The sequence below is a fragment of the Brevibacterium sediminis genome (assembly GCF_013623905.1).
Taxonomy (GTDB): domain Bacteria; phylum Actinomycetota; class Actinomycetes; order Actinomycetales; family Brevibacteriaceae; genus Brevibacterium; species Brevibacterium sediminis.
Window position 1 is genome coordinate 330682 of the sequence record NZ_JABKDD010000002.1, and the last position, 22095, is coordinate 352776.

Below are 22095 nucleotides of genomic sequence, written 5' to 3' on the forward strand. Positions count from 1 at the left end.
GGCACATTGTTCGCCGTGATTAGCCTGGCTGTCGCTGGTGCCGCATCCCCGCTCCCGGTCCTCGCCGTCAAGGATTGAGGTCACTCCGGCTCCCGCCCTGCCCGCCCGGCGACTGCCTCCGTCGTTTCCGCAGATTCGCTGCCGCGTATCGTCGGCGCAGGCTGTCCGACTACCGGAGACCCCCGACTCGACGGACGGGCGGGTGGCCGGGCAGCTGGCGGGCCGCATCCTCGGGGTTGCACGTCAGTTCGACGACTCCGCGGTCAAGTGCCGCCTGCCCCAGCTGTGGATACCCCGCCGACGAGGCCGCTCGAGCGATGCCCTCGATCGTGCGCTGCGGGGGCTCCGTTCCCGTTCCCGCAAACCAGATCCACCGAGCGTCGATCGACCGTGGAATCGGGTCGAGCGCCAGTGTGAGACGTCTGCGTCCGCGTCTGGCATCCTCGGCCGAGCAGGCGACGAAGTGGACACCGTTCTTCGTCCACCAGGACGCTCGCAGGGTCGACTGCGCGATCTGTCCCTGGAGTCCGACCTCTTTGAGATATCTGTTCGCGCCGGCGACCCCGGCAATGCTGCCGGGCGTGATCTGCTGATAGGGAATGGCGTAGGGACGAATCCCCGGGGCAACGGAGCCGACAAGGATCCCTCGTTCGCAGACGATGAGCCGCTCACCCGAGAGATAGAGAAGGATCAGACCGAACATCACGGCGAAGATGACGCCCGGAGCAATCGCCAGCAGCGGCGTCTCCCCGGGGTTGATGAATGTCAGAGCTGTGAAGAGCGCCCACCCGAGGACGACCCCCGTCACCGTCTTCGGTCCTGGGCTGTCGGCGAACACCTCGATGACCTCACCGAGCTCGTCCCGGTGACGACGGGCTTTCCTCTGCTCAGCACCCAACAGAACCCAACCTTCGGATCGACGCCCGGATCAGCCTGACTCCGGGCATACGAAAAAGTCCCTCACCGGCAATCCTGCCAGGTGAGGGACTCTCCTTCTGTGCGCCACGAGGGATTCGAACCCCCAACCTTCTGATCCGTAGTCAGATGCTCTATCCGTTGAGCTAGTGGCGCATGTCGCTCGGACTCACGCCCTGCAACTCGAACAACTATACACACCAGTTTCACTGAAGCTCAAATCGCACCCACGTGCGCTTCGCCACATTCGCACTCACGGTCAGAGCCACCTCGGCGAGAGGGGATGAAATCGCAGATTTCAGCCGTCGATCATCGCCGAAACAAACCGTCAATCACTTGAAACAACACGTCATCCAATTGTTGCATTCACGTCAATGACCCTCTGGCTGTGATCCAATGCACATCTTCGAGTGACCGAAACGCGCGTTTTTCGCTTCCGCTCCCATCCTACGGTGGATATGTACCAACCGCTCGACGGACGCCAGCCGCCGGAGACGAAACCCCACACCCGATTGACCAGGAGACCACTCATGACTGTCCTCGACCATGATGTCGTCGCTGACCAGCTGAAGAACGCACCGACCGAGAACAAGTCGGTGCTCTCGTTCGTCAGCCGGATCGCCGCCCTGACCACCCCGGACGACATCGTCTGGATCGATGGTTCCGAAGCACAGAAGAACGAGATCGCTGAGAAGCTCGTCGAAGCCGGCACCATCCAGCGTGTCAACGGCACCAAGGACTCCTACTACGCGGCCTCCGACCCCGAGGACGTCGCCCGCGTCGAGGGCCGGACCTACATCTGCTCCGAAGACGAGAAGGATGCCGGTCCACTCAACAACTGGGTCGCTCCCGCGGAGATGAAGGAAACGCTCAACGGTCTGTTCGAGGGTTCGATGCGCGGCCGCACCATGTACGTCATCCCCTTCGTCATGGGCCACGCCGAGGCGGACCAGCCGATGTTCGGCATCGAGGTCACCGATTCGGCCTACGTCGTCCTCTCCATGCTCGTCATGGCTCGCTCGGGCAAGTACGCCCTCGATGCGATCGACGCCCAGGACGCGAAGTTCGTCGAGTGCGTCCACTCCGTCGGCGCTCCGCTGGAAGAGGGACAGGAAGACGTCGCCTGGCCCTGCAACACCACCAAGTACATCACCCACTTCCCCGAAGACCGCGCCATCTGGTCCTACGGATCCGGCTACGGCGGCAACGCCCTGCTGGGCAAGAAGTGCTACGCGCTGCGCATCGCCTCGGCGATCGCTCGCGACGAAGGCTGGCTGGCCGAGCACATGCTCATCCTCAAGCTGACGAACCCTGAAGGCGTCGTCAAGTACGTCGCCGCTGCGTTCCCCTCGGCCTGCGGCAAGACGAACCTCGCCATGATCGAACCGACCATCCCCGGATGGAAGGCCGAAACCCTCGGTGACGACATCGCGTGGATGCGCTTCGGCGAAGACGGCCAACTCTACGCCGTCAACCCCGAATTCGGACTCTTCGGAGTCGCTCCGGGCACCGGTTACACCACGAACCCGACCGCCATGCGCGCCATCGAGGCCGGCGGCAACATCTTCACCAACGTCGCACTGACCGACGACGGTGACGTGTGGTGGGAAGGCAAGACTGACAAGGCACCTGCTCACCTCACCGACTGGAGGGGCAACGACTGGACGCCTGAGTCCGACACCCCGGCCGCTCACCCGAACTCGCGTTTCTGCACCCCGATCGCGAACGTGCCGACCCTGGCTCCCGAGTGGACCAACCCGAACGGTGTGCCGATCTCGGCCATCCTCTTCGGCGGTCGCCGCAAGACCACGATGCCGCTCGTGACCGAGACCCAGGACTGGACCCACGGTGTGTTCATGGGTTCGGTGCTCTCCTCGGAGACCACCGCAGCTGCCACCGGTGCCGTCGGCGTCGTCCGCCGCGACCCCATGGCGATGCGTCCGTTCATCGGCTACAACGTCGGTGACTACCTGCAGCACTGGATCAACATCGGCAACACCGAGGGTGCCCAGCTGCCGAAGATCTTCTACGTCAACTGGTTCCGCCGCGACGACGACAACTCGTTCCTGTGGCCCGGATTCTCCGAGAACTCGCGCGTTCTCAAGTGGGTCTTCGAGCGCGTCACCGGCACCGCCGATGCTCAGGAATCCCCGCTCGGCCTCACCCCGGTCGAAGGCGGCCTGGACACCGAGGGCCTCGACTTCACCGACGAGCAGCTGCGCAAGGCTCTCGCCATCAAGCCCGAAGAGTGGGAGACCGAACTCGGCCTCATCGAGGAATGGTACGCCGAACTCGGCGATTCGGTTCCGGCCGAACTCCGCGCCGAGGTCGACAACCTCCGCCAGCGCCTCGGCCTCGCCTGACTCGTTTGGCTCCATCGCTGACAGTCTGAGCCGTCCGTTCATCAACAATCCCCCAACCGCCGCCGAGGTGGTTGGGGGATTGTCGTGTTCCGGTCCGAGTTCAGCGATGCGCCGTATGCGCCACGTGAACCTCACGGAGAAATACCAACACATCACGCGGTTTCGCCTTGAGCTCCCTCAATACTCGATAAGTCACCATCTCCGGATTTCTGACGTTGCCGATCAGCGCGTTCCGATGAGCGGTCACACCGCGGGCCGTGATCGTTACGACCAGTGCGTCCGGGAGCATCCCTTTCCTCCACTGGAACTCTCCCCCGATGTCGACGATGCCTGACCACGGCGTTGCGAACTGCCTGACCCGCCCGCCAGCCTTCCACCATGAGGACTCCACGCCCCATCTCGACACGACGAACTGTGGTCGCACAAAGGGAAAGACAAAAGTCCACAACAGCGCTCCGACGCCGAACAGCGCCAAACCGATGGCGAAGACCGCAAGGAGGAAGAAGACCGGCCACCCGCCGAAGCCAGGGGACATCGGGTTCCAGGTCGAAGCGGGGGTGACGGTGAACGTGAGGATGATCGCTCCAACGAACAGCCAGCTGACGAGTGCGAGGGCGAAAGTCTTGACTAGGTTTGTTCGCAGTACGACGCGTCCATCGCGCCGCATTGCTGCATGCCATTGGTCGATGCGCCGGCGATCGGCTTTGGCGATTTCCTTCTGCAGATCGGCGGATTGCCGAGGATTGTGCGGTGGAGTTCTCACAGATCGAGTCTAAGCCGAGGCGCCAGGGTCTCAGGAAAGCCACCCGCAGCTGCTTTCACTGAGCCGCCCAGATTCCAACGCTCGGGTATCCCGCACCGTCAGCGGCATAACTACCTGGCAGTGGCACTTCCTCTCGTGACGCAGGGATGCTTCATTGCACATAGCCCGGAGCATCCCTCACCGCTGCTGTCGCTAGGCACCGGTGGGAGCAAAACACCGTCGCAGCGGCACGTTACACCGTTGCATCTGTAGGCGCTGCAACTAAGGGCGAGGGATGGTGCGCTAGAGGGTGTACGTGACGCTACCGGTACGTGATGGCCTCACGAAGAGGCCGCGGCGTCACGCGGGAATCAGCCAGAGAACTCAGGCGAGCACTTCAGAAACGACACGTGGCCTCCAGCACGGAGGCGTCAGGCGGTCGGCACCCGAAGTGTCAAGCGCCGCCCGAGGTGTCAAGCGCCGTCGGAAGCGTCAGGCGCTCAGCACCCGGAGTGTCAGGCGCCGTGAAGGGCCGGGACGATGAGGTAGACGCCGAGAAGCACGACTGCGCCGCAGATTCCGAAGACCGCCCAGTAGCCGACCGGCAGAGCCGAGCTGCTGCGGCCCTCCTCGACACGGTCGAGGTGCGCGGCGCGCATCCGCACTCCGACGGAGAACAGCGTGATGACGATGATGGCCGAGACCCATGTCGCGGCCGCAACGATGGCGAACGAACTCCACTCGATCATTTCGCGTCTCCCTTATCGCTCGCATCTGCCCGGCCCGCATCGGCTCCGGAAGCAGATCCGGTCGACGATGAACTCGTCTTCGCAGCCTCGGCGGGAACCGCTCCGTTCTTCTTCGCATCGCGGTGGGCACGGCGCTTCTCTTTCGCCGCCTGCTTCTCCGCCCAGGCCTCGTATCGAGCTTCTCTCTTCTCCTGAGCACGTTTGCGGTTGCGGTCCTTGCGCAGCTTGCGCTTGCGGCCGCGGATGTTGACGGCTTCGCCGACGGTGTCGAAGTTCGAGATATCCGTCTCCTCGACCCGGCGAGAGCTGACGTAGATCCACAGCACCACGACGACGGCGATGACCGTATCGACGACGACGCCGACCGTTCCCAGGTGAGCGATGCCGGCGGCGATGCCACCGACGATCGCGGCGGCCGGAATCGTCAGCAGCCAACCGGAGGCGATCCGTCCGGCCGTCGACCACTGGACATCGGCGCCCTTGCGACCCAGCCCCGAACCGAGCACGGAACCGGAGGCGACCTGAGTCGTCGACAGAGCGAAGCCGAGGTGCGAAGAGGCGAGGATAGCCGCAGCCGTCGACGTCTCGGCCGACAGTCCCTGAGCGGGCTTGACCGTCGTCAGCTTCGTGCCGAGGGTGTCGATGATGCGCCAACCGCCGACATAGGTGCCCAGCGCGATCGCCAGAGCACATGCGGTGATCACCCAGATATGGGGGCCGGTGCCGTGCTCCTGCAGGTTGGCGGAGACGAGCACGAGGGTGATGACGCCCATCGTCTTCTGCGCATCGTTCGTTCCATGCGCGAGCGCCACCAGCGAGGACGAGAAGATCTGCCCGTACTTGAACGGTGCTCGGCGAGCGGTCTTTCCCTCCTCGTTGCGGCGAGTGATCGCGTAGGCGATCTTCGTGCACAGATAGGCGCTGAACCCGGCGATGAGCGGGGCGGCCAGAGCCGGGATGACGACCTTGGACAGGAACACTCCGTAGTCGACGGAGTTGAGTCCGGCACCGACGATGGCCGCACCGATGAGGCCGCCGAAGAGTGCGTGGGACGAGGATGATGGTAGGCCGAAGCGCCATGTCGCCATGTTCCAGATGATGGCGCCGATGAGGCCGGCGAGGATGAAGTCGGGAGTGATCTGGACTCCCCCGCCGCCTTCCTTGATGATGCCGCCCGAGATGGTCTTGGCCACCTCGGTGGAGAGGAAGGCGCCGACGAGGTTGAGGATCGCGGCAAGCGTGACCGCCGTCTTCGGTTTGATGGCCCCGGTTGCGATCGGTGTGGCCATGGCATTGGCCGTATCGTGAAAGCCATTGGTGAAGTCGAAGAACAGTGCCAGTGCGATGACGAGCACGACGACGAAGATGATTTCCACTAATCGACCTTGGGTGTAGACACTATTCGGACCGTGGATGATGCAGCTGACGGCCAGCCATCACTATCCCGCAGAAGTCTACCCACAGATTCAACCGCTCTTCACCCGCAATTCGACCCTACTCCACCTCATTCACCTTTTGTTCACTTTTGACGTGCGCAAACGGGCCCCGCCCGGCTGAGAGTGCAATAGCACTCACATTCCGAACGGGGCCCGAAAACAGCAGTCCCTCGCCGAGGTGGCTCCCCGCCTCACGCAGTCAACCGCGGAAACCGCGGCGTGACTTCGCCGAGGCGACTCCTCCTTCACGCGTGACGAATCTACTCCGTGACGTACCGATCCGCGACGTCGAGTGCCCGGTCGAGGGCGGCGAGTCCGAACCTGACGTCCTCATCCGGGGTGTTCAGCGGCGGCACGACGTGGATTCGGTTGAAGTTCGCGAACGGCAGCACGCCTTCGGCCTTGAGTGCTGCGATGACCTCGTTCATCTCCGGTGAGCTGCCGCCGTAGGCCGCCAGCGGCTCCTTCGTCGTCCGGTCCTTCACGAGCTCGACGGCCCAGAAGCAGCCGAGACCCCGGACATCCCCGACCGAGGGGTGGCGCTGCGCCATCTCCCGCAGAGTCGGGCCGATGATGTCCTCGCCGAGGCGCTCGGCATTGGCGATCATCCCCTCGTCCTCCATCGCGGTGATCGTCGCGACCGCTGCCGCGCAGGCGAGCGGGTGGCCCGAGTACGTCAGTCCGCCCGGGTAGGCCCGGTCGCGGAAGGTCTCGAAGATCGCATCCGAGATGGCGACTCCGCCGAGCGGGACGTATCCGGAGTTCACGCCCTTCGCGAAGGTGATGAGGTCCGGGGTGACGTCCCAGTGGTCGACGGCGAACCAGCGGCCGGTGCGGCCGAATCCGGCCATCACCTCGTCGGCGATGAAGACGATCCCGTACTTCGCCGTCAGCTCGCGCACGCCGGCGAGGTAGCCGGCCGGTGGGGCGTAGATCCCCGCGGTGCCCGGTACGGTCTCGAGGATGAGGGCCGCGATATTGCCGGGCCCCTCGAGGGTGATCATGTCCTCGAGATGGGCCAGCGCCCGCTGCGTCTCCTCGGCCTCGGAGGTCGAGTTGAAGTACGACCGGTAGGGGTAGGCGGGCATGAAGTGGACGATGCCCTCAGCGGAGTAGTCGTTGGCGAACCTGCGCGGGTCGCCGGTGACGTTGACGGCTAGTTGCGTGCCGCCGTGGTAGCTGCGGTAGGCCGAGAGCACCTTCGTCCGGCCTGTGTGCAGTCGGGCCATCCGGATCGCGTGCTCGTTCGCGTCGGCCCCACCGTTCGTGAAGAACACATGGTCGAGGTCGCCCGGGGTGCGTTCGGTGATGAGTCGGGCCGCCTCGGAGCGGGCGTCGTTGACGTGCTGCGGCGCGATCGTGCACAGCTTGCCTGCCTGCTCCTGGATGGCCGCAACGACGGCCGGGTGCTGATGGCCGATATTCGTGTTGACCAGCTGCGAAGACATGTCGAGCAGCTTTCGACCCTCACCGTCCCAGACGTAGGGGCCGGCGGCGTCGACGATCGTCATCGGGGCGAACGGCCCCTGAGCCTGCCAGGAGTGGAAGACGTGCGCACGGTCGAGTTCGTGGGCACGTCGCCCGGCCTCGATCTGCTGCGCATCGATCCGATCAGCGCCCGAGCGATCAGCGTCGAGGTGCGATTCGGTGAGCTGGGAATCCGCGGTGGTGGTCATGTCAGGGCTCCTTCGCCGAGGTGGTTCGTCGTTGCGTGAACGTCCGCCCCGGGTCGGGGCGGACGTCAGTGGTGGTCGGTTCAGTCGTTGGTGGGGAATCCGAGGTTGAGTCCGCCGTGGCTGGGATCGAGCCAGCGTGAGGTGACGACCTTGCCGCGGGTGAAGAAGTGGACGCCTTCGTCACCGTAGGCGTGGGTGTCGCCGAACAGCGAGTTCTTCCATCCGCCGAAGGAGTAGTAGCCCACGGGCACGGGGATGGGCACGTTGATGCCGACCATACCGACCTCGACCTCGTTCTCGTATCGGCGGGCAGCACCGCCGTCGTTGGTGAAGATCGCGGTGCCGTTGCCGTAGGGGTTGGAGTTGATGAGGTCGATGCCTTCGTCGTAGCCGGGGACGCGGACGACGGCGAGGACGGGTCCGAAGATCTCATCGGTGTAGATCGACATGTCAGGGGTGACGTTGTCGAAGAGGGTCGGGTTGAGGAAGAATCCCTCGGCCGGGGTGTTCTCGCGGCCGTCGAGGACGACGGTGGCGCCCGCCTCGGCGCCAGCATCGATGTAGCCGGCAACCTTGTCGCGGTGGGCGGCGGTGACCAGCGGTCCCATATCGGGCTCGGTCGCCCCGTCGCCCACGCGCAGGGTCTTCGTGCGCTCGGCGATCTTCGCGACCAGGTCATCGGCGATGGAGTCGACAGCGACGACGACGGAGATCGCCATGCAGCGCTCACCGGCGGCGCCGTAGCCGGCGTTGACGGCGGCGTCGGCGGCGAGGTCGAGGTCCGCATCGGGCAGGACGAGCATATGGTTCTTCGCTCCGCCGAGCGCCTGGACGCGCTTGCCGGTGGCGGTGCCGTTCTCGTAGACGTATTGTGCGATCGGGGTCGACCCGACGAAGGACACCGAGGCGACCTCGGGGCTCTCGAGGATCGTGTCGACGGCTTCCTTGTCACCGTGGACGACGTTGAACACGCCATCGGGCAGCCCGGCTTCCTTCCACAGCTCGGCGAGCCAGTTCGCGGCCGACGGATCCTTCTCCGAGGGCTTGAGCACGACGGTGTTTCCGGTGGCGATGGCCACGGGGAAGAACCACATCGGGACCATGGCCGGGAAGTTGAAGGGAGAGATGATCGCGGAAACGCCGATCGGCTGGCGCAGGGAGTGGACGTCGATGTTCGTCGAGGCGTTCTCCGTATGACCGCCGCGTAGGTGGCTGGCGATGCCGCACGCGAATTCGACGACTTCCTGGCCGCGGGCGACCTCGCCGAGAGCGTCGGAGACGACCTTGCCGTGTTCGGCGGTGATGATCTCGGCCAGTTCCTGCTTCCGAGCGTTGAGCAGTTCGCGGAAGTTGAAGAGGACAGCGGTCCGCTTGGCCAGGGACGTGTCGCGCCAGGCGGGGAACGCGGCGGATGCTGCGGCGATCGCCGATTCCACCGTGGCCTTCGACCCCAGGGCCACCTGGCCGCTGACGACTCCGGTGGCCGGGTTCGTGATATCGCCGAGGCGGGTGTCGGTGTCCGCGGTGACGGTCCGTCCGTTGATCCAATGGGAGAGCGTTGCCATGAAGGGTCCTTCTGCGTCGTCGGTACGTCGGTTGAGTCCATCCTCTGTCCGCTTTGCCGATCTCGAAAGTGTCAGAATGTCAGAATCTTCGCCCTCGGCTTTACACTGTGTCAATGGACACTGCACGGGAGTCGAGCGGGGCATCGTTGAGCATCGCCGGTCTGCTCGAGTTCGAGGAGATCAGGGCTGCAGAGCCTGCGGTACTTGCCGGCGAGGCAGGCCTCGACCGGGCGATCCGCTGGGTCCACATCGCCGATTCCGAGCATGTCGAGCGCTTCCTCGAGGGTGGTGAGCTCGTGTTGACCACCGCCACGGCCTTCCGCCACTCGCCTGCGGCGATGACGGAGTTCCTCGACCAGCTCGAGCGCGCAGGTGCGGCTGGGACGATCATCGAACTCGTCGATGAGAACTCGACCCACGATGAGGAAGCGCGCGAGATCGCGGCCGCGGCCGCCTCGGCGAGGGAACTGCCTGTCATCGTCCTGCCGCGTCGGGTGAAGTTCGTCAGGATCACCGAGCTCGCGCACCGCAGTCTTCTCGCACAGCAGATCTCGCGGCTCGAACATGCCCGGGAGATCCACGAGACGTACACGCAGCTGAGCCTCGATCGGGCCGAGGCACGGACGATCGTCGATCGTACTGCAGAGCTGTTGGGCACGGCGGTGGTCCTCGAGGATGTGTCCCATCGGGTTCTCGCCCATTCCGGCCGCGGTTCGCAGGCTCTCGCGCAGAAGTGGGTCGACCTCGTCAGCGGTGCGAGTACGACACCCGGCGGTCACGTGCCGGCGCAGTGGCGGCAGACGCCGGTGGGGCTGCGTTCTCGCCGGTGGGGCCGGCTCGTCGTGCCCGGCGCCGCCGAGTCCCTCGCCGATCTCGAGCAGGTCATCGAACGCGCGGGTGAAGCCCTGACGCTGACTCGAATGGCCGATCGCGATGAGCAGGATCTGCTGCTGCAGGCCCAAAGCGGCCTGATCCGAGAGATCACGGACTCAGAAGGCATCGACGAGCGTTCGGCACGGGAGCGCGCCCGCTCTCTGGGATTCACTCCTGCGGAAGGAGCCGAGCTCACCCCAGTGGTCGTCCGCATTGATCGTGAGGCCGACACCGATCCGACTCGGGTGCAGCTGCAGGAGCGCGGCCTGACGCAGGAGATCGCTTCTGCCGCCTCACGCCTCAATCTGTGTCTGCTCATGACGAGCCTGCAGTCAGGCGTGTTCGGGTTCGTTGTGGGGCCCGGTCACGGGAGAAACCGACGATCGCAGCCGAGTCTGCGCGGTGCGGAGGAAGCCGATGAACGGCTCACCCGTCTGCTCGCCGAGCTCGATGGGCTTGCTGCGAGCTGGGTGGTCGGGGTCGGCCGAGGCAGCACTTCTCTGCTTCGCGCTGTCGCCGGTCTCGAACCCGCTTCTCACGTCGCCGAGGTCGCGTCGACGCTCGATGTGCGTGAGCGTGCGTTCTACCGCTCTTCGGACGTGCGCATCCGCGGGCTGCTGTCTCTGCTGGCCGAGGACTCGCGGCTGCGTGCCTTCGCCGAGGGAGAGCTGGGGCCGCTGCTCGGCGAAGACGGACGCCGGGACGGCGTTCTGCCGTCGACCGCGGACTCCGCAGAAGACGGACTGCTCGACTTCCTCGAGCTCTACCTCTCCCATGGCGGCAACAAGTCGGCGATGGCGCGAGCCGGGCACCTGTCCCGGCCCGCGCTCTACACACGGATCAATCGTCTGCAGGACCGCCTCGGCGTCTCACTCGACGATGCGGAGTCACGCACGGCACTGCACGTAGCGCTGCTGTGGTGGCGGATGTACGGCTGAGGACCGTACTCGCCGGAGTCGGCGACTCCCTCCAGCGGGGTCGTGTGCCGTTCGGGACAGAGCAGGCTTCGGCCGGTCGACAGAAGTTCAGTCGAACATAGCGCGAATCGTGTCGGTGACGGGGATTCCGCGTTCGGCCGCCTCGGCGCGATTGGCGTAGCGACGGTCACCGGGCTGACGGTCCATGCCCGCATCGCGGAGCATGTCGACGAATTCGCGCACCCGAGCGAGGTAGGCGTCGTTGCCGCCGCGCTCGGGATCGATGACGATGAAGAGCTGACCGGTCCGGAAGGTGTGGGCGCCCTCGGGGGCCTCCGCGTCGACCTCATAGGTGAAGGCACCGCCGGTCAGCCCTGCGGCAAGCGTCTCGATCATGAACGACAGCAGCGCACCCTTGTGCCCGCCGATGGGGCGGATTCCGCCGCCGTCGAGGATGGCGTTCGGATCCGTGGTGTCCGCGCCGGTCGAGTCGACCCCGGTCCCGACCGGAACGTCCTGGCCCTCTGCCCGCAGCAGCTGCAGGTCCCCGTGGGACATCGACGACGTGGAGAAGTCGAAGACGATCGGATCCGCCTCGGCGACGGGTGTGGCGAAACCGAACGGATTGGTACTGAAGACCGGGCGGGTGGCCCCCTCGGGGACAACGGCGAGCTTGCCGCTGGCGATCATCCCCATCGCCACCCGACCGTCGCGTGCAAATGCCTCGAGGTCAGGCCACAGTGCGCTGAAGTGGTGGGTGTTGCGCAGAGCGATGACGGCGACGCCGGTGTCGTCGAGCGCTTGGTCGATCGTCGGCCCAGCCTCGGCGAGTGCGGGTTGGGCGAAGCCGTTGTGACCGTCGATGCGGATATAGGAAGGGCCGACGACGTCGATGCTCGCTTCTGCTGTCCCATCTGCCCAGCCTCGATTCAATGAATCGAGGTAGCCGGCAACCCGGAAGACACCGTGACTGAGGGTGCCGTCGCGCTCACAGGTGGCACAGTTGGTCGCCAGCACTTCGGCGACTGCTGGAGAGGCACCGGCTCCGATGAGCTTGGCTTCGATCGCCGAGACAAGATCATCGAAAGAGATGCGGTCGGGTTCGTTCGTCATTGTGCGCTCCTCGTGTGCAGCAAATCGTGTCGGCTTCGACCATTGACCTTGATCAGCAGACTACCGCTCGAACAGTCATCGATCCTGCCCCGCCATATCCGCGTCTCAGCTGTCGACTCCTGGTTCTGCTGCCCTCGTACCGCCGCTCCAGATGTCTCCGACGGTGAAGCCGACCGGAAACGGATCATCGGCCTCGAGCACGAGCTGTTGGAATCCTGTGATCCACCCGCGCCCGGTGATCGAAGGGATGACGGCTGGACTACCGCCGATCTCGGTCTCTTCCTTCACCACGGCGGTGAAGGTCGTACCCATCATCGATTCGTGGACGAATCGCTGACCGACGCGCAGTTCGCCGCGGGCGTGCTTGGCCGCCACTCGCCCGCTCGTCCCGGTGCCGCACGGCGAGCGGTCGAAAGTCCCAGTCCACGTGCTCGGATCGTCGAGGTCGACTATGCCGTTGGGCAGGACGACGGCGTTGCGTCCGTCGGTGCCCTCAGTTCGTGCGGGTCCGTGGATCAGCGGCAGACCGATCGAATCGATTTCAGGGATGAGGGGATGCCTCACCTCGAAGGTCTCGTTCGCCGCCTGCCGCAACACGCTGGCAGCCCTGATGATCTCCTTGGCATTGCCAGGATCAAGATCCACGCCGAGGTTGTCCGACGCAGTCTGTACGTAGAACTGACCGCCGAAGACGATGTCGACGGGAATCGTCCCGTACCCAGGCACCTCGAGAGGCAGGTCGAGTCCGTGGACGAAAGCCGGGACATTGTCGAAGGTCACCGATTTCGCTCGGCCGGCCTCCACCTCGGCGCGGACCGTGACGACACCGGCGGCGGTATCGACCCGCAGCTCGGTGACCGGTTCGCTGACGTCGACGGACCCCGTCTCGATCAGCGCCGTGACGGTGCAGATGAGGTTCGATCCGGACATCGGCTTGAACCCGCCCTGCTCCATCACGATCATTCCGAAATCGCAGCTCGGATCCGTCGCAGGCACGACGATCGGCGAGCACAGGCCGGGATAGCCGCGGGGTTCGTGGAGGATGAGGTTCCGGAAGTCGTCGAGGTGCTCTTCGCAGTATCGGAGCTTTTCGGCCATCGTGGCACCTTTGACCCGCAGTCCCGAGCCGATGAGCACTCGGCCGGGTTCGCCGGCCGCGTGAACATCGACGGCCTGGATGAGCTGTCTGTTCTTCACGTTCCCTCGTCTCTGCTCGGGCGGGCCTCAGTCCACGACTTCGCTGCCCGTGACTTGCTGTGTGGTCATGAGCCCATCCTCGTCCGTTCGGGTCCATGTGGCGTTGGCGTGAGTCGTTCAGAATCGATTCGGGGACACACGAGCCAGCAGCTCACCGGGCAGCGTCGAACTTCCATCAGTCATGAGTCCGGATAGCAGCCGAGCAGATCCCGGTGCCAGTGTCAGACCGAGCATCGAATGTCCGGAGTTGATGTAGGCGTTCTTCACGGAGTCCAGTCGCCCGATGACGGGAAGGCCGTCAGGAGTCATGGGGCGCGACCCAGCCCATGGAGCCAGTTCTCCCTGACCGTCGCCCCACTCACGGAATGCTTCCTGAGCCGCGCGGCGGATTGCACCGACGCGGACCTCGTTGACGTCGTCGTCCGTGCTGCCGAACTCCATCGTGCCCGCGAGCCTGAGCATGCCGTTCAGCGGAGTGACGGCGACGCGAGCATCTTCGAGGGTCAGGGATGTGCGCAGCTGGATCGGAGCGGGTGAGTAGTCGATGCTGTAGCCCTTGCCCGAGTAGATCGGGATCTTCTGGCCGAGTTGCCTGGCCAACACGCCGGACGGGACACCGGCGGAGATGACAAAAACGTCGGCCTTGATGACCTCCGCGTCGGAGGTGACAACTGCGGTCACGGCGCCGCCGGAGCGAACGAAGCGTCCAACGCGAGTGTTTTCTCGCACGACTACGCCGAGATCGGTGAGTTTCGCGAGGAGGCCCGCTGTCAGAGAATCGGGTTCGATCTGTCGGTCAGCGGAGAAAGAGAGACCGTGGCGGATGCGATCGCTGAGAGCCGGTTCGGCCTCGCGGACTTCGTCATCATGCAGTCGCCGCGGCAGGTGGCCAGCGGCCTCGAAAGCGGGCAGGCTCGCACAGTGTTCGTCGAAGCGTTCCCGAGTCTCGAAAGCCAGCAGCACACCGCGGTCGTGCATCTCGAAGTCGATGCCTTGAGCCTGGTACTCATCGAAGAGATCGTTCGCATCCTCGCCGAGGCGCAGGTGGAGGTCGAGTCCGGCTTCGAAGTCATGTGTGTTGCAGTGCCTGGCCATCCGCAACAGGAATCTGAGATAGCCGGGCGCAAGGGACGGCTTGATCGATAGTGGGCTGTCGGGTTTGAGCATCCATCGGATCCCCTGAAGCAGCACGCCTGGGGCAGGCACCGGGGTGCTCTCGGCGATGGCGATCTTTGCGGCATTTCCGTGGGAGGCGCCCGAACCGCAGCGGGCAGCCTCGATGACTGTGACGTCGTGTCCGCGCAGCGCAAGTTCGTACGCGATGGTCAGCCCGACCACACCGCCTCCGACGATGACTGTCTTCAATCGGTTGCCCTCCATTGGTCCCCGAATCGGCTGTTTCGCGGTCCGATCAGGGCCGACGTCACCGAAGCTGACTTTTGTATGACCATCTATTGAGAGAGACGCTATGCAGTGCGGTCAGGTTCGTCAATGGCCTCAGCCGCTCTTCCCGGACAGCCCCAGATCAGGCTCAGCCTTCGTAGCGGATTTCGACGCGACGGTTCTTCGCCCGGCCCTCGGGGTCGTCCTTGCCGTTCTTCTCGTTCGACTCGACGGGCTCGGACTCGCCGAAACCCTTTGCCGTCACGTCAAGGTCCGAGTCCTCCGAGGTGAGCACCTCGGCGACGGCTTTCGCTCGGTCTTCGGAGAGCTTCTTGTTGTAGTCGTCTTCGCCTTTGGAATCCGTATGCCCGCCGACGGTGATCTCGGAGTCGGACGGCAGATCCTCGACAAGGTCCTTGATCTTCTTCTTCGCTGTGTCGCTGAGCTCAGCCGAGTCGAAGTCGAAGAGGATATCCGTGTCGAGCGTGACCACGGTATCGCCGCCACTGGCTTTGGTTGTCTCCACGTCCTCGATGCCTTTGTCCAGGTCATAGATCTCCGGTTCGAGTTCGACAATGCTCTTGTCGATCTGCGACTGGTCGGGATCGGTGAAGTCCTCCGGAGTCGGGGCATCTCGGTTGGCGATGTCCTGCGAAGTCACTGAGTCTGCGAACGCGAGTGCGGGTGGACCGGCGACGACAATGCCGGCAGCAAGAATCACCGCTGCAGGACCGACGGCTGCCGGCTTCACGAGATCTTCACTCCGGTGGCGAGGTTCATACCGTCGACGACGGAGACCTCGACCTCATCGACATCCGGCGGCGGGGCCGCGAAGACAGCGAAGGCGTAGTGGGTCTGGCCGGGTTTGAACTTCGTCTGTTGGACATTCGTCTGCGCTCGCTGCGGGAACTTATCCAACACGTTGTGCTTGCGCAGGTTCTGCGAGTCGACAAGGAACGGCGCCCAGCTCCCGCCCAGATAGCCGTAGAGATCGTCACCGTCGTCGTCCTCGTCGGTCTGATCAGAGTTCACACTGAACGCGAACTGGGCCACGACCGTCTCGCCCTGACGCTTCAGAGGGAACAGCTCGACAGTCATCGTTGCCTTGTCATCGCCGTCAACGGCGGCGGGAATCTCCTGGGAAGCGACAGGATCGGGAAGATCCTTCGGATCGAGGCCGGCCGCCTCGGCGGATCCGGATTCACCCTTCGAACCTGCGGCCTCACCGGACTCCTGCGCAGCGCCTTGGGTCTCGGCACCCTCGGCGTTCGGCTCCTCTGTGTCGTCTCCGGACGAGCAGGCGGCCAGGGTCAGCGCCAAAGCTGCGGCGGCAGCGGACAGAGCTGTCTTGCGGATCAGGGGCATAGCGATGGGAGTTCTCCTCAGTACTCGCCGGAGCAGCATCTCTGCTGGTGAGCTCCGGTGGCGCGGGGGCGGACGCGGATCAACTTACCCCGGACAGGTGAACTTTCACTACATCGAACGTAAGTCGAGACGAACAAAGGCGTCGGCACTCGCGGGCAAACGCGATTCTGTGGGAACGCAAGAACCCCTGCACCCGAATTCTCATCGGATCGCAGGGGTTCTGCCTCACGCGGAGCCGGTGGGATTTGAACCCACGGTCCCCCTATTGGAGGACTTCACCTTAGCAGGGTGACGCTTTCGGCCGCTCAGCCACGACTCCATCCGCAATGCTGCGAGCCGCCTCGGCGAAATGCATACCGACAGACCCTCCAGCACTACGGGATACAGCCTAAGGGAAAGGAGCCATCCGGGGCAAAGCGCAACCGCGGAGAGTGGGCTTCGTCATAGTCGAACCGACCCGTGACGGGCGCAAATCCGGGCCGAACGTCCCCTTTGTACCGCTCCCCCACACCGGAATTCCAGCATTCATCAATGTCCAGGCGTAAAATCGGCGTGATGTGCTTTGCGGTCTGGTCTCAGATCCTCGCAGAAACACCGGTCGGAAAACCGATAGCTGCGGTGTGCCCTGTGCCGGAAACGAGAACGGCGAGCGGGCCGTATTGCACGAGCAGACAGTTTTGAGGAGTAGACAACTTGCCAGAGTTTCCCCCTGACAAGCGCGGACCGCATGGGAGCGACCCCGATTCCCAGACAACAGGTCGTCGGCTCCGTGCCTCCTCTCGCCCCCGGTTCCGCGGCGACACCGCCGCCAGTGAAAGCGACTCGACACCGCAGTCGAACTCGCCGCAGCAGAATTCTCGGCAGTCTGAGCCTCGCCGCTCGGACGCCCAGCGCCGTGACTCGCAACAGCTGCCGACCTCGGCGGTGAATCCCCGCCGGTCCCGCACGAACTCGGACCAGAATTCCGGTCAGAATTCGGGCCAGGACTCCACACGGTCCGCCGACGCCCGATCCGACTATTCGTTCCGCACAAGCTCCCGCGGATCCGGCGATCAGTCGGACAACCGACTCGGCGACAGCACCCGTGACACAGGAACTTCGTCCCGCTCCCCGCATGCTCCGCCTCCGCGCCCGGTCGCCCCGCGCACCCGCCGCGAAGCCCGCATGCTGCGAGCTGCCGCCGCCAGCGGAGCCTCTGCGGCCGGAGTGGCCGCGGCAGCAAGCTCGAATACACAGGATGATCCGGGCGCCGGCTCACGGCGCGGTCCTGCCCACGATGCTCCGCGCACCTTCGCACGGGACGAATCGGCCGCCTCGGCGAGGGATTCCCACGATTTCGACCACACGGACAACGACCCCGATACGGGCTCCGCTCCGACGACTCGCCGCGACGCCCGTGAACGGCACGCGGCCGAATCCCGAGGCCGGGGCCGAAAGAAGTCATCCGCCACACGGGGCGCGCGCAGCGCCGCGGCCGCAGCAGCGGTCGGTGCGGGCGGCACTGCGGCAGCAACCGGCGCATCGTCTGCCGCGAGAGGAGCCGACGAGAACGGCTCCGCCCACGGCGAGAAGTCGACCGGTCACGGACCGGGACGGGCCCGCCGCCATTCCTCCCGCCTCGGCGAATCGTTCCCCAGCCTCGTCGGCTGGACCTCACTGAGCACCCTGCTGCCCGGTGTCGGACTGCTGCGCACACGCTTCCGGCCCGCCGGGCTCATCGTCTTCGGTCTCTTCGTCCTCACTCTGCTCGTCGGGCTCGTCTACCTGCTGGTCAAGGGACCGGTGCGTGCGATCGCCACGATCGTCGCCAGCCCCTCGCTGCTCAACTTCCTCGCCATCGCCGCCGTGCTCGTGGCCGTGATCTGGATCCTCGTGATGGTCGTATCCCACCTCGGGCTGCGCCGCGGACACCGATACCGGCCCTGGCAGAACAAGATGGCCGGCGTCCTCGTCGTCTCCCTCGCCCTCATCATCGGCATCCCGCTCGGCGTCGGCTCGGTCTTCGCCCGCGTGCAGTCCGACACGGTGGCCAGCCTCTTCGGCGACAGCACGGGCAAGGCCCACAGCGCCGAAGACCTCTGGGCGGACAAGCCCTATATCAACGTCTTCCTCATGGGCCGCGACAATGGCGACGATCGTGAGGGCACCCGCCCGGACACGATGCTCGTGGCCTCCATCGACACGAAGACCGGCAACGCCGCGCTCATCTCCGTGCCCCGTAACCTCGCGTTCCCGGTCTTCCCCGAAGGCAGCGAACTCGAAAAGGCGTGGCCCGACGGATTCCGCCCCTCCGGTGACTCGTCCGAGGACCTCATCAACGCCGTATGGCAGTGGGGCGAACAGAACCCCGACAAGATCGGAAACCCGCACGGACTCGAACCGGGCATGTGGGCGACGATGCAGGCCGTCGAAGGCTCGTTGGGTCTCAAGCTCGACTATTGGTCCTCGGTCGACATGGCCGGATTCGAAGACGTCGTCGACGCCATCGGCGGAGTCAAGATCGACGTCGAACGCCCGATCCCGATGGGCGGCGGAAAATCGATGTCGGGTGTGAAGAACGAGATCTACGGCTGGGTCGATCCGGGCCCGCAGACGCTCAAGGGCAAGGACGCACTCTGGTACGTCCGCTCCCGTGAAGGCAGCGACAACTACGACCGCATGTGCCGTCAGCAGCGGATGCTCAAGACCACTCTCGAGCAGATCGACCCGCAGGAGATCGCCACGGCCTATCCGAAGCTCGCGAACTCCGCGACGCGGAACATCGCCACGTCGATCCCACAGAACGAGATCCCGGCCTTCATCGAACTTGCCATGATGATGCAGAAGGGCGACGTCACCACAGTCCAGATCAACAATGACGTCACCCCGACCTACGACCCCGATTACGATGTGCTCCACAAGTGGATCCTCGGCGAAGTCAAGGGTGCGTCCGACGGCGAGGAGACACCGAAGCCGACGAACGACGGCAGCAAGTCCCAGGAATCCGAGGACAGCACCGGCTCGACCGAGGACAGCACCGAAGACACCGCCACCGATGAACCGGCCGATTCCGCGGATGGTTCCACGGACGAGGCCGGCGCCGAGGCGGACGCCACCGAAACGGCAACGCCGGGTGAGCCCAACGCCGAAGGCAAGTGCTACCCGAAGGGCTTCAAGCCCGGTGACGACTTCCCCGGCTACCCCGGGCCCAACGGCGGAACCGGCGAGCAGGGGTGAGTCAGGCTCCACAGACTCCCGCCCCCGCGGTCGCGATCATCGGCGTCGGACCGCGAGGTCTCACCGTTCTGGAGAGGCTCGTGGCTCTGGCTGCGAAACGCTTCGCCGGCACCGTCGGCGCGTCCCGCAGCGCGGCTGACGCCACCACCGAGACCGCGCTGACCATCCACCTCATCGACCCGTACCCGCCCGGCGCGGGAATCGTGTGGCGCACCGACCAGCCCGAGTCTCTGCTGATGAACACCACCATCGCCGAGCAGACCGTCTTCCCCGATTCCAGCTGCAGCTTCCTCGGCCCCGAAGAAGCACCGACCGGACCGTCCATGGCCGAGTGGTACCTTGCCAACGGCGGCACCGAACCGCTGCACTCGACCTTCCCCAGCCGCAGTCTCTACGGCCGCTACCTCCGCGACGCCTACCGGCGCATCCGCGAGGGCGCACCGGACTTCATCGAGATCGTCGAACACCCGACGAAGGCCGAATCCGTCATCGACCTGCCCGCGATGGACCTCCCCCAATCGGTGGCAGAGAGTTCACGGGCCACTGTCCCCGAGCAGCTCGTGCGCTGCCAGAACGGCACGACGATCGTCGCCAGCGCCGTCGTGCTCGCCGTCGGTCACATCCCCAGCGCCCAGCCGGAGGAGCGCGCCCGCCTCGCCGCTTTCGCCGAACTGGGCGGCGGGCTGTACCTGCCGCAGGGTCTGCCCGCGGAAACCCCCGTCACCGAGGTGGCCCCCGGTGAGCGGGTCATCGTCCGTGGCATGGGGCTCAACTACTTCGACCTGCAGACCCTGTTCACTCATGAGCGCGGCGGTCGCTATGAGACGCAGCCCGGCGGACTGCTGCGGTATGTGCCCAGCGGTGACGAACCGCGGCTGGCGCTGGGATCACGACGCGGAATCCCGTACCGCAGCAAACCGATCTGTCATGAACATCCTCGGCGGGACTGGCCCCTGCGGTACTTCACGAAGGACAATATCGCTCTGCTCGCCGGGATCGAGCACCTCGACGGGGAACGCAAGGCCGGTGCCCGATTCAATGATCAGCTGTGGCCGCTCATCCTCGCCGACCTGCGTCTGGCGTACTATCACACGCTCTCCCAGGTCCGTCCCGAAGCGTTCGCCGATGACCCCGGCCAGCTGCGCGAGGCCATCGGCGAAGCCGTCTCACGTCACCTGACCCGGCGCACCTGGCAGGAAACCCACCCGCAGTCGGGCGAAGTCGGTGCTGGCGAGGCTCGGACCGCTGCGCCCGCTCGCGCCGCGGCAAGCGCTACGGCCACGTCCGGTGCTGCACGAACAGCCGGCGCCACGGCCACGTCCAGCGCTGCACGAACAGCCGGCGCCACGGCCACCGAGGATGCCGCCCGTCAGGGCCGCGTCACCCGTGAGGCCTTCGCCTGGTCGGAGATCGAAGAGGCACTCGTGCCCGATCCTGCCGACCGCATGTCACTGCACACCCTGCTCAACCCGCTCGAAGGTGAGCTCTTCACCAGCCGCGAACCCGGCGAGCCTGGTTCCCTGCACGAGTGGATGCTCGATTTCCTGCGCACCGACCTGCGCAACTCTCTGGCAGGTCCGACCGGCAGCCCGGAGAAGGCGCTCTTCACCGTGCTATGGCAGTCCCGGCTGCTGCTCAAGGAGCTCATCGTCGCAGGTCACATCGACCGCGTGAGCATCGACATGGAGATCCTCGGCTGGTTCGAGGGCTTCGTCTCCGGCATCTGCGATGGGCCTCCCCCGCAGCGGATCGCGGAACTCATCGCCCTCGCCGAGGCGGGAATCGTATCCTTCATCGGCCCCGATATGCGCATCGAAGAAAACCCTGACGCTCTCCGCGAGAATCCAGAGGCGCCCGAAGCTGAGGCAGAGACCGCAAGTTCCGGCATCGCCGCACGCCCGGACGGGGTCGATAGCACCACTGCCAAAGCAAAGGGACTCACCAATGAGGCGCAGAAGCCGCGGCCAGAGATCTTCACGGTCACCTCGGCGCAGGCCGCGGGCGCGATCACGGGCAGCGTCGTCATCGATGCCGCGTCCCCGACGAACTCCGTCTCGCGCGCTGCCGATGTCCTGCTCTACGGAATGCTCGAACGCGGTCAGCTCACCGCGGCCCGCCTGACCTTGGACGACGGTCGAGAGAAATTTCTCAACGGACTCGCACTCACGTCTCGGCCGTACCGCACCATCGATGTCGAGGGCAACGTCCACCCGCGCCGGTTCGCTCTGTCGATCCAGCTGTCGTCGAAGCAGTGGGGGCTGGCGATCGCAGCGAACCCGGGCACGAACGCGGCCACGCTCAACGACTCGCACGCAGCCGCCGAGGCGATCCTCGACCTCCTCTGAGGCCGCGTACTCGTCCTCTTCTAAAGCTCAGCAGGCTCTCCCCGGACGCCAGTCGCCGAGAACTCTCGGCCCATCCGCGTCTCCGCGGACGCTGACGACCCACCCGCGACTCCGCTTCCGCCGCAAGCACACTGTCCATCAGCGGACCACACCACCCGCGACAGTTGCCGAACTCCGCGCCGCGCAATGCACGAGGCGAGTTTCGGTACACCCTTCTCTGTAATGCACATGGAGGAAAGT

The 22095-nt window shown here is 65.2% G+C and carries 15 protein-coding genes and 2 tRNA genes; 4 read left to right on the forward strand and 13 right to left on the reverse strand.

Annotated features, from left to right (window positions below; genetic code table 11):
- Positions 1-169: 169 nt before the first annotated feature.
- Together HK108_RS05960 and HK108_RS05965 are read right to left on the reverse strand one after the other, a co-directional pair.
- Positions 170-898, reverse strand: a complete 729-nt coding sequence (locus tag HK108_RS05960) for a hypothetical protein (RefSeq protein ID WP_181270829.1) — start codon at positions 896-898, stop codon at positions 170-172.
- A gap of 100 nt (positions 899-998) precedes the next feature.
- Positions 999-1071, reverse strand: a tRNA-Arg gene (locus HK108_RS05965).
- Positions 1072-1445: 374 nt separating this feature from the next.
- On the opposite strand from HK108_RS05965, the gene HK108_RS05970 reads away from it, so the two are divergent.
- Positions 1446-3278, forward strand: a complete 1833-nt coding sequence (locus tag HK108_RS05970; RefSeq protein WP_181270830.1) for a phosphoenolpyruvate carboxykinase (GTP) — start codon at positions 1446-1448, stop codon at positions 3276-3278.
- 100 nt (positions 3279-3378) lie between these two features.
- Here HK108_RS05970 and HK108_RS05975 read toward each other — a convergent pair whose 3' ends face one another.
- The 5 genes from HK108_RS05975 to HK108_RS05995 all read right to left on the reverse strand — a co-directional run bounded on the left by HK108_RS05975 (position 3379) and on the right by HK108_RS05995 (position 9446).
- The gene (locus HK108_RS05975; RefSeq protein ID WP_181270831.1) at positions 3379-4041 is read right to left on the reverse strand and encodes a hypothetical protein; all 663 of its coding nucleotides are present in this window, start codon (positions 4039-4041) and stop codon (positions 3379-3381) included.
- A gap of 494 nt (positions 4042-4535) precedes the next feature.
- Positions 4536-4769, reverse strand: coding sequence for a hypothetical protein (locus HK108_RS05980; RefSeq protein WP_172171696.1), 234 nt, complete (start codon positions 4767-4769; stop codon positions 4536-4538).
- Positions 4766-6145, reverse strand: coding sequence for an inorganic phosphate transporter (locus tag HK108_RS05985; RefSeq protein ID WP_181270832.1), 1380 nt, complete (start codon positions 6143-6145; stop codon positions 4766-4768). The genes HK108_RS05980 and HK108_RS05985 overlap by 4 nt, the downstream gene beginning before the upstream one ends.
- A gap of 320 nt (positions 6146-6465) precedes the next feature.
- The gene (locus HK108_RS05990) at positions 6466-7881 is read right to left on the reverse strand and encodes an aspartate aminotransferase family protein (protein ID WP_139467963.1); all 1416 of its coding nucleotides are present in this window, start codon (positions 7879-7881) and stop codon (positions 6466-6468) included.
- 80 nt (positions 7882-7961) lie between these two features.
- Positions 7962-9446 carry a CoA-acylating methylmalonate-semialdehyde dehydrogenase gene (locus HK108_RS05995; RefSeq protein ID WP_139467962.1) on the reverse strand — a complete coding sequence of 495 codons (1485 nt, stop codon included), beginning with the start codon at positions 9444-9446 and terminating at the stop codon, positions 7962-7964.
- A gap of 113 nt (positions 9447-9559) precedes the next feature.
- Between HK108_RS05995 and HK108_RS06000 the strand changes: the two genes are divergently transcribed.
- A complete protein-coding gene (locus HK108_RS06000; protein WP_181270833.1) occupies positions 9560-11257 on the forward strand; it encodes a PucR family transcriptional regulator in 1698 nt (565 codons plus the stop codon).
- A gap of 87 nt (positions 11258-11344) precedes the next feature.
- Here the strand turns inward: HK108_RS06000 and HK108_RS06005 are convergent, their stop codons facing one another.
- The 6 genes from HK108_RS06005 to HK108_RS06030 form a co-directional block, all read right to left on the reverse strand.
- Positions 11345-12349: an Ldh family oxidoreductase gene (locus HK108_RS06005; protein WP_181270834.1), complete on the reverse strand. Its 1005-nt coding sequence runs from the start codon at positions 12347-12349 to the stop codon at positions 11345-11347.
- A gap of 105 nt (positions 12350-12454) precedes the next feature.
- Positions 12455-13546, reverse strand: a complete 1092-nt coding sequence (locus HK108_RS06010) for a proline racemase family protein (protein ID WP_181270835.1) — start codon at positions 13544-13546, stop codon at positions 12455-12457.
- Positions 13547-13663: 117 nt separating this feature from the next.
- Positions 13664-14911 (reverse strand): FAD-dependent oxidoreductase, encoded by a 1248-nt coding sequence (locus HK108_RS06015; protein ID WP_181270836.1) that lies wholly within the window; start codon positions 14909-14911, stop codon positions 13664-13666.
- A gap of 166 nt (positions 14912-15077) precedes the next feature.
- A complete protein-coding gene (locus tag HK108_RS06020; RefSeq protein WP_139467957.1) occupies positions 15078-15680 on the reverse strand; it encodes an OmpA family protein in 603 nt (200 codons plus the stop codon).
- Positions 15677-16294, reverse strand: coding sequence for a hypothetical protein (locus HK108_RS06025; RefSeq protein WP_139467956.1), 618 nt, complete (start codon positions 16292-16294; stop codon positions 15677-15679). Before HK108_RS06025 ends, HK108_RS06020 begins: the two co-directional genes overlap by 4 nt.
- A gap of 230 nt (positions 16295-16524) precedes the next feature.
- Positions 16525-16613 (reverse strand) — tRNA-Ser (locus tag HK108_RS06030).
- 374 nt (positions 16614-16987) lie between these two features.
- On the opposite strand from HK108_RS06030, the gene HK108_RS06035 reads away from it, so the two are divergent.
- Positions 16988-19510 carry an LCP family glycopolymer transferase gene (locus HK108_RS06035; RefSeq protein ID WP_229663954.1) on the forward strand — a complete coding sequence of 841 codons (2523 nt, stop codon included), beginning with the start codon at positions 16988-16990 and terminating at the stop codon, positions 19508-19510.
- Entirely contained in the window at positions 19507-21855 is a 2349-nt protein-coding gene (locus tag HK108_RS06040) for an FAD/NAD(P)-binding protein (protein ID WP_181270837.1), read from the forward strand. The genes HK108_RS06035 and HK108_RS06040 overlap by 4 nt, the downstream gene beginning before the upstream one ends.
- Positions 21856-22095 lie beyond the last annotated feature (240 nt).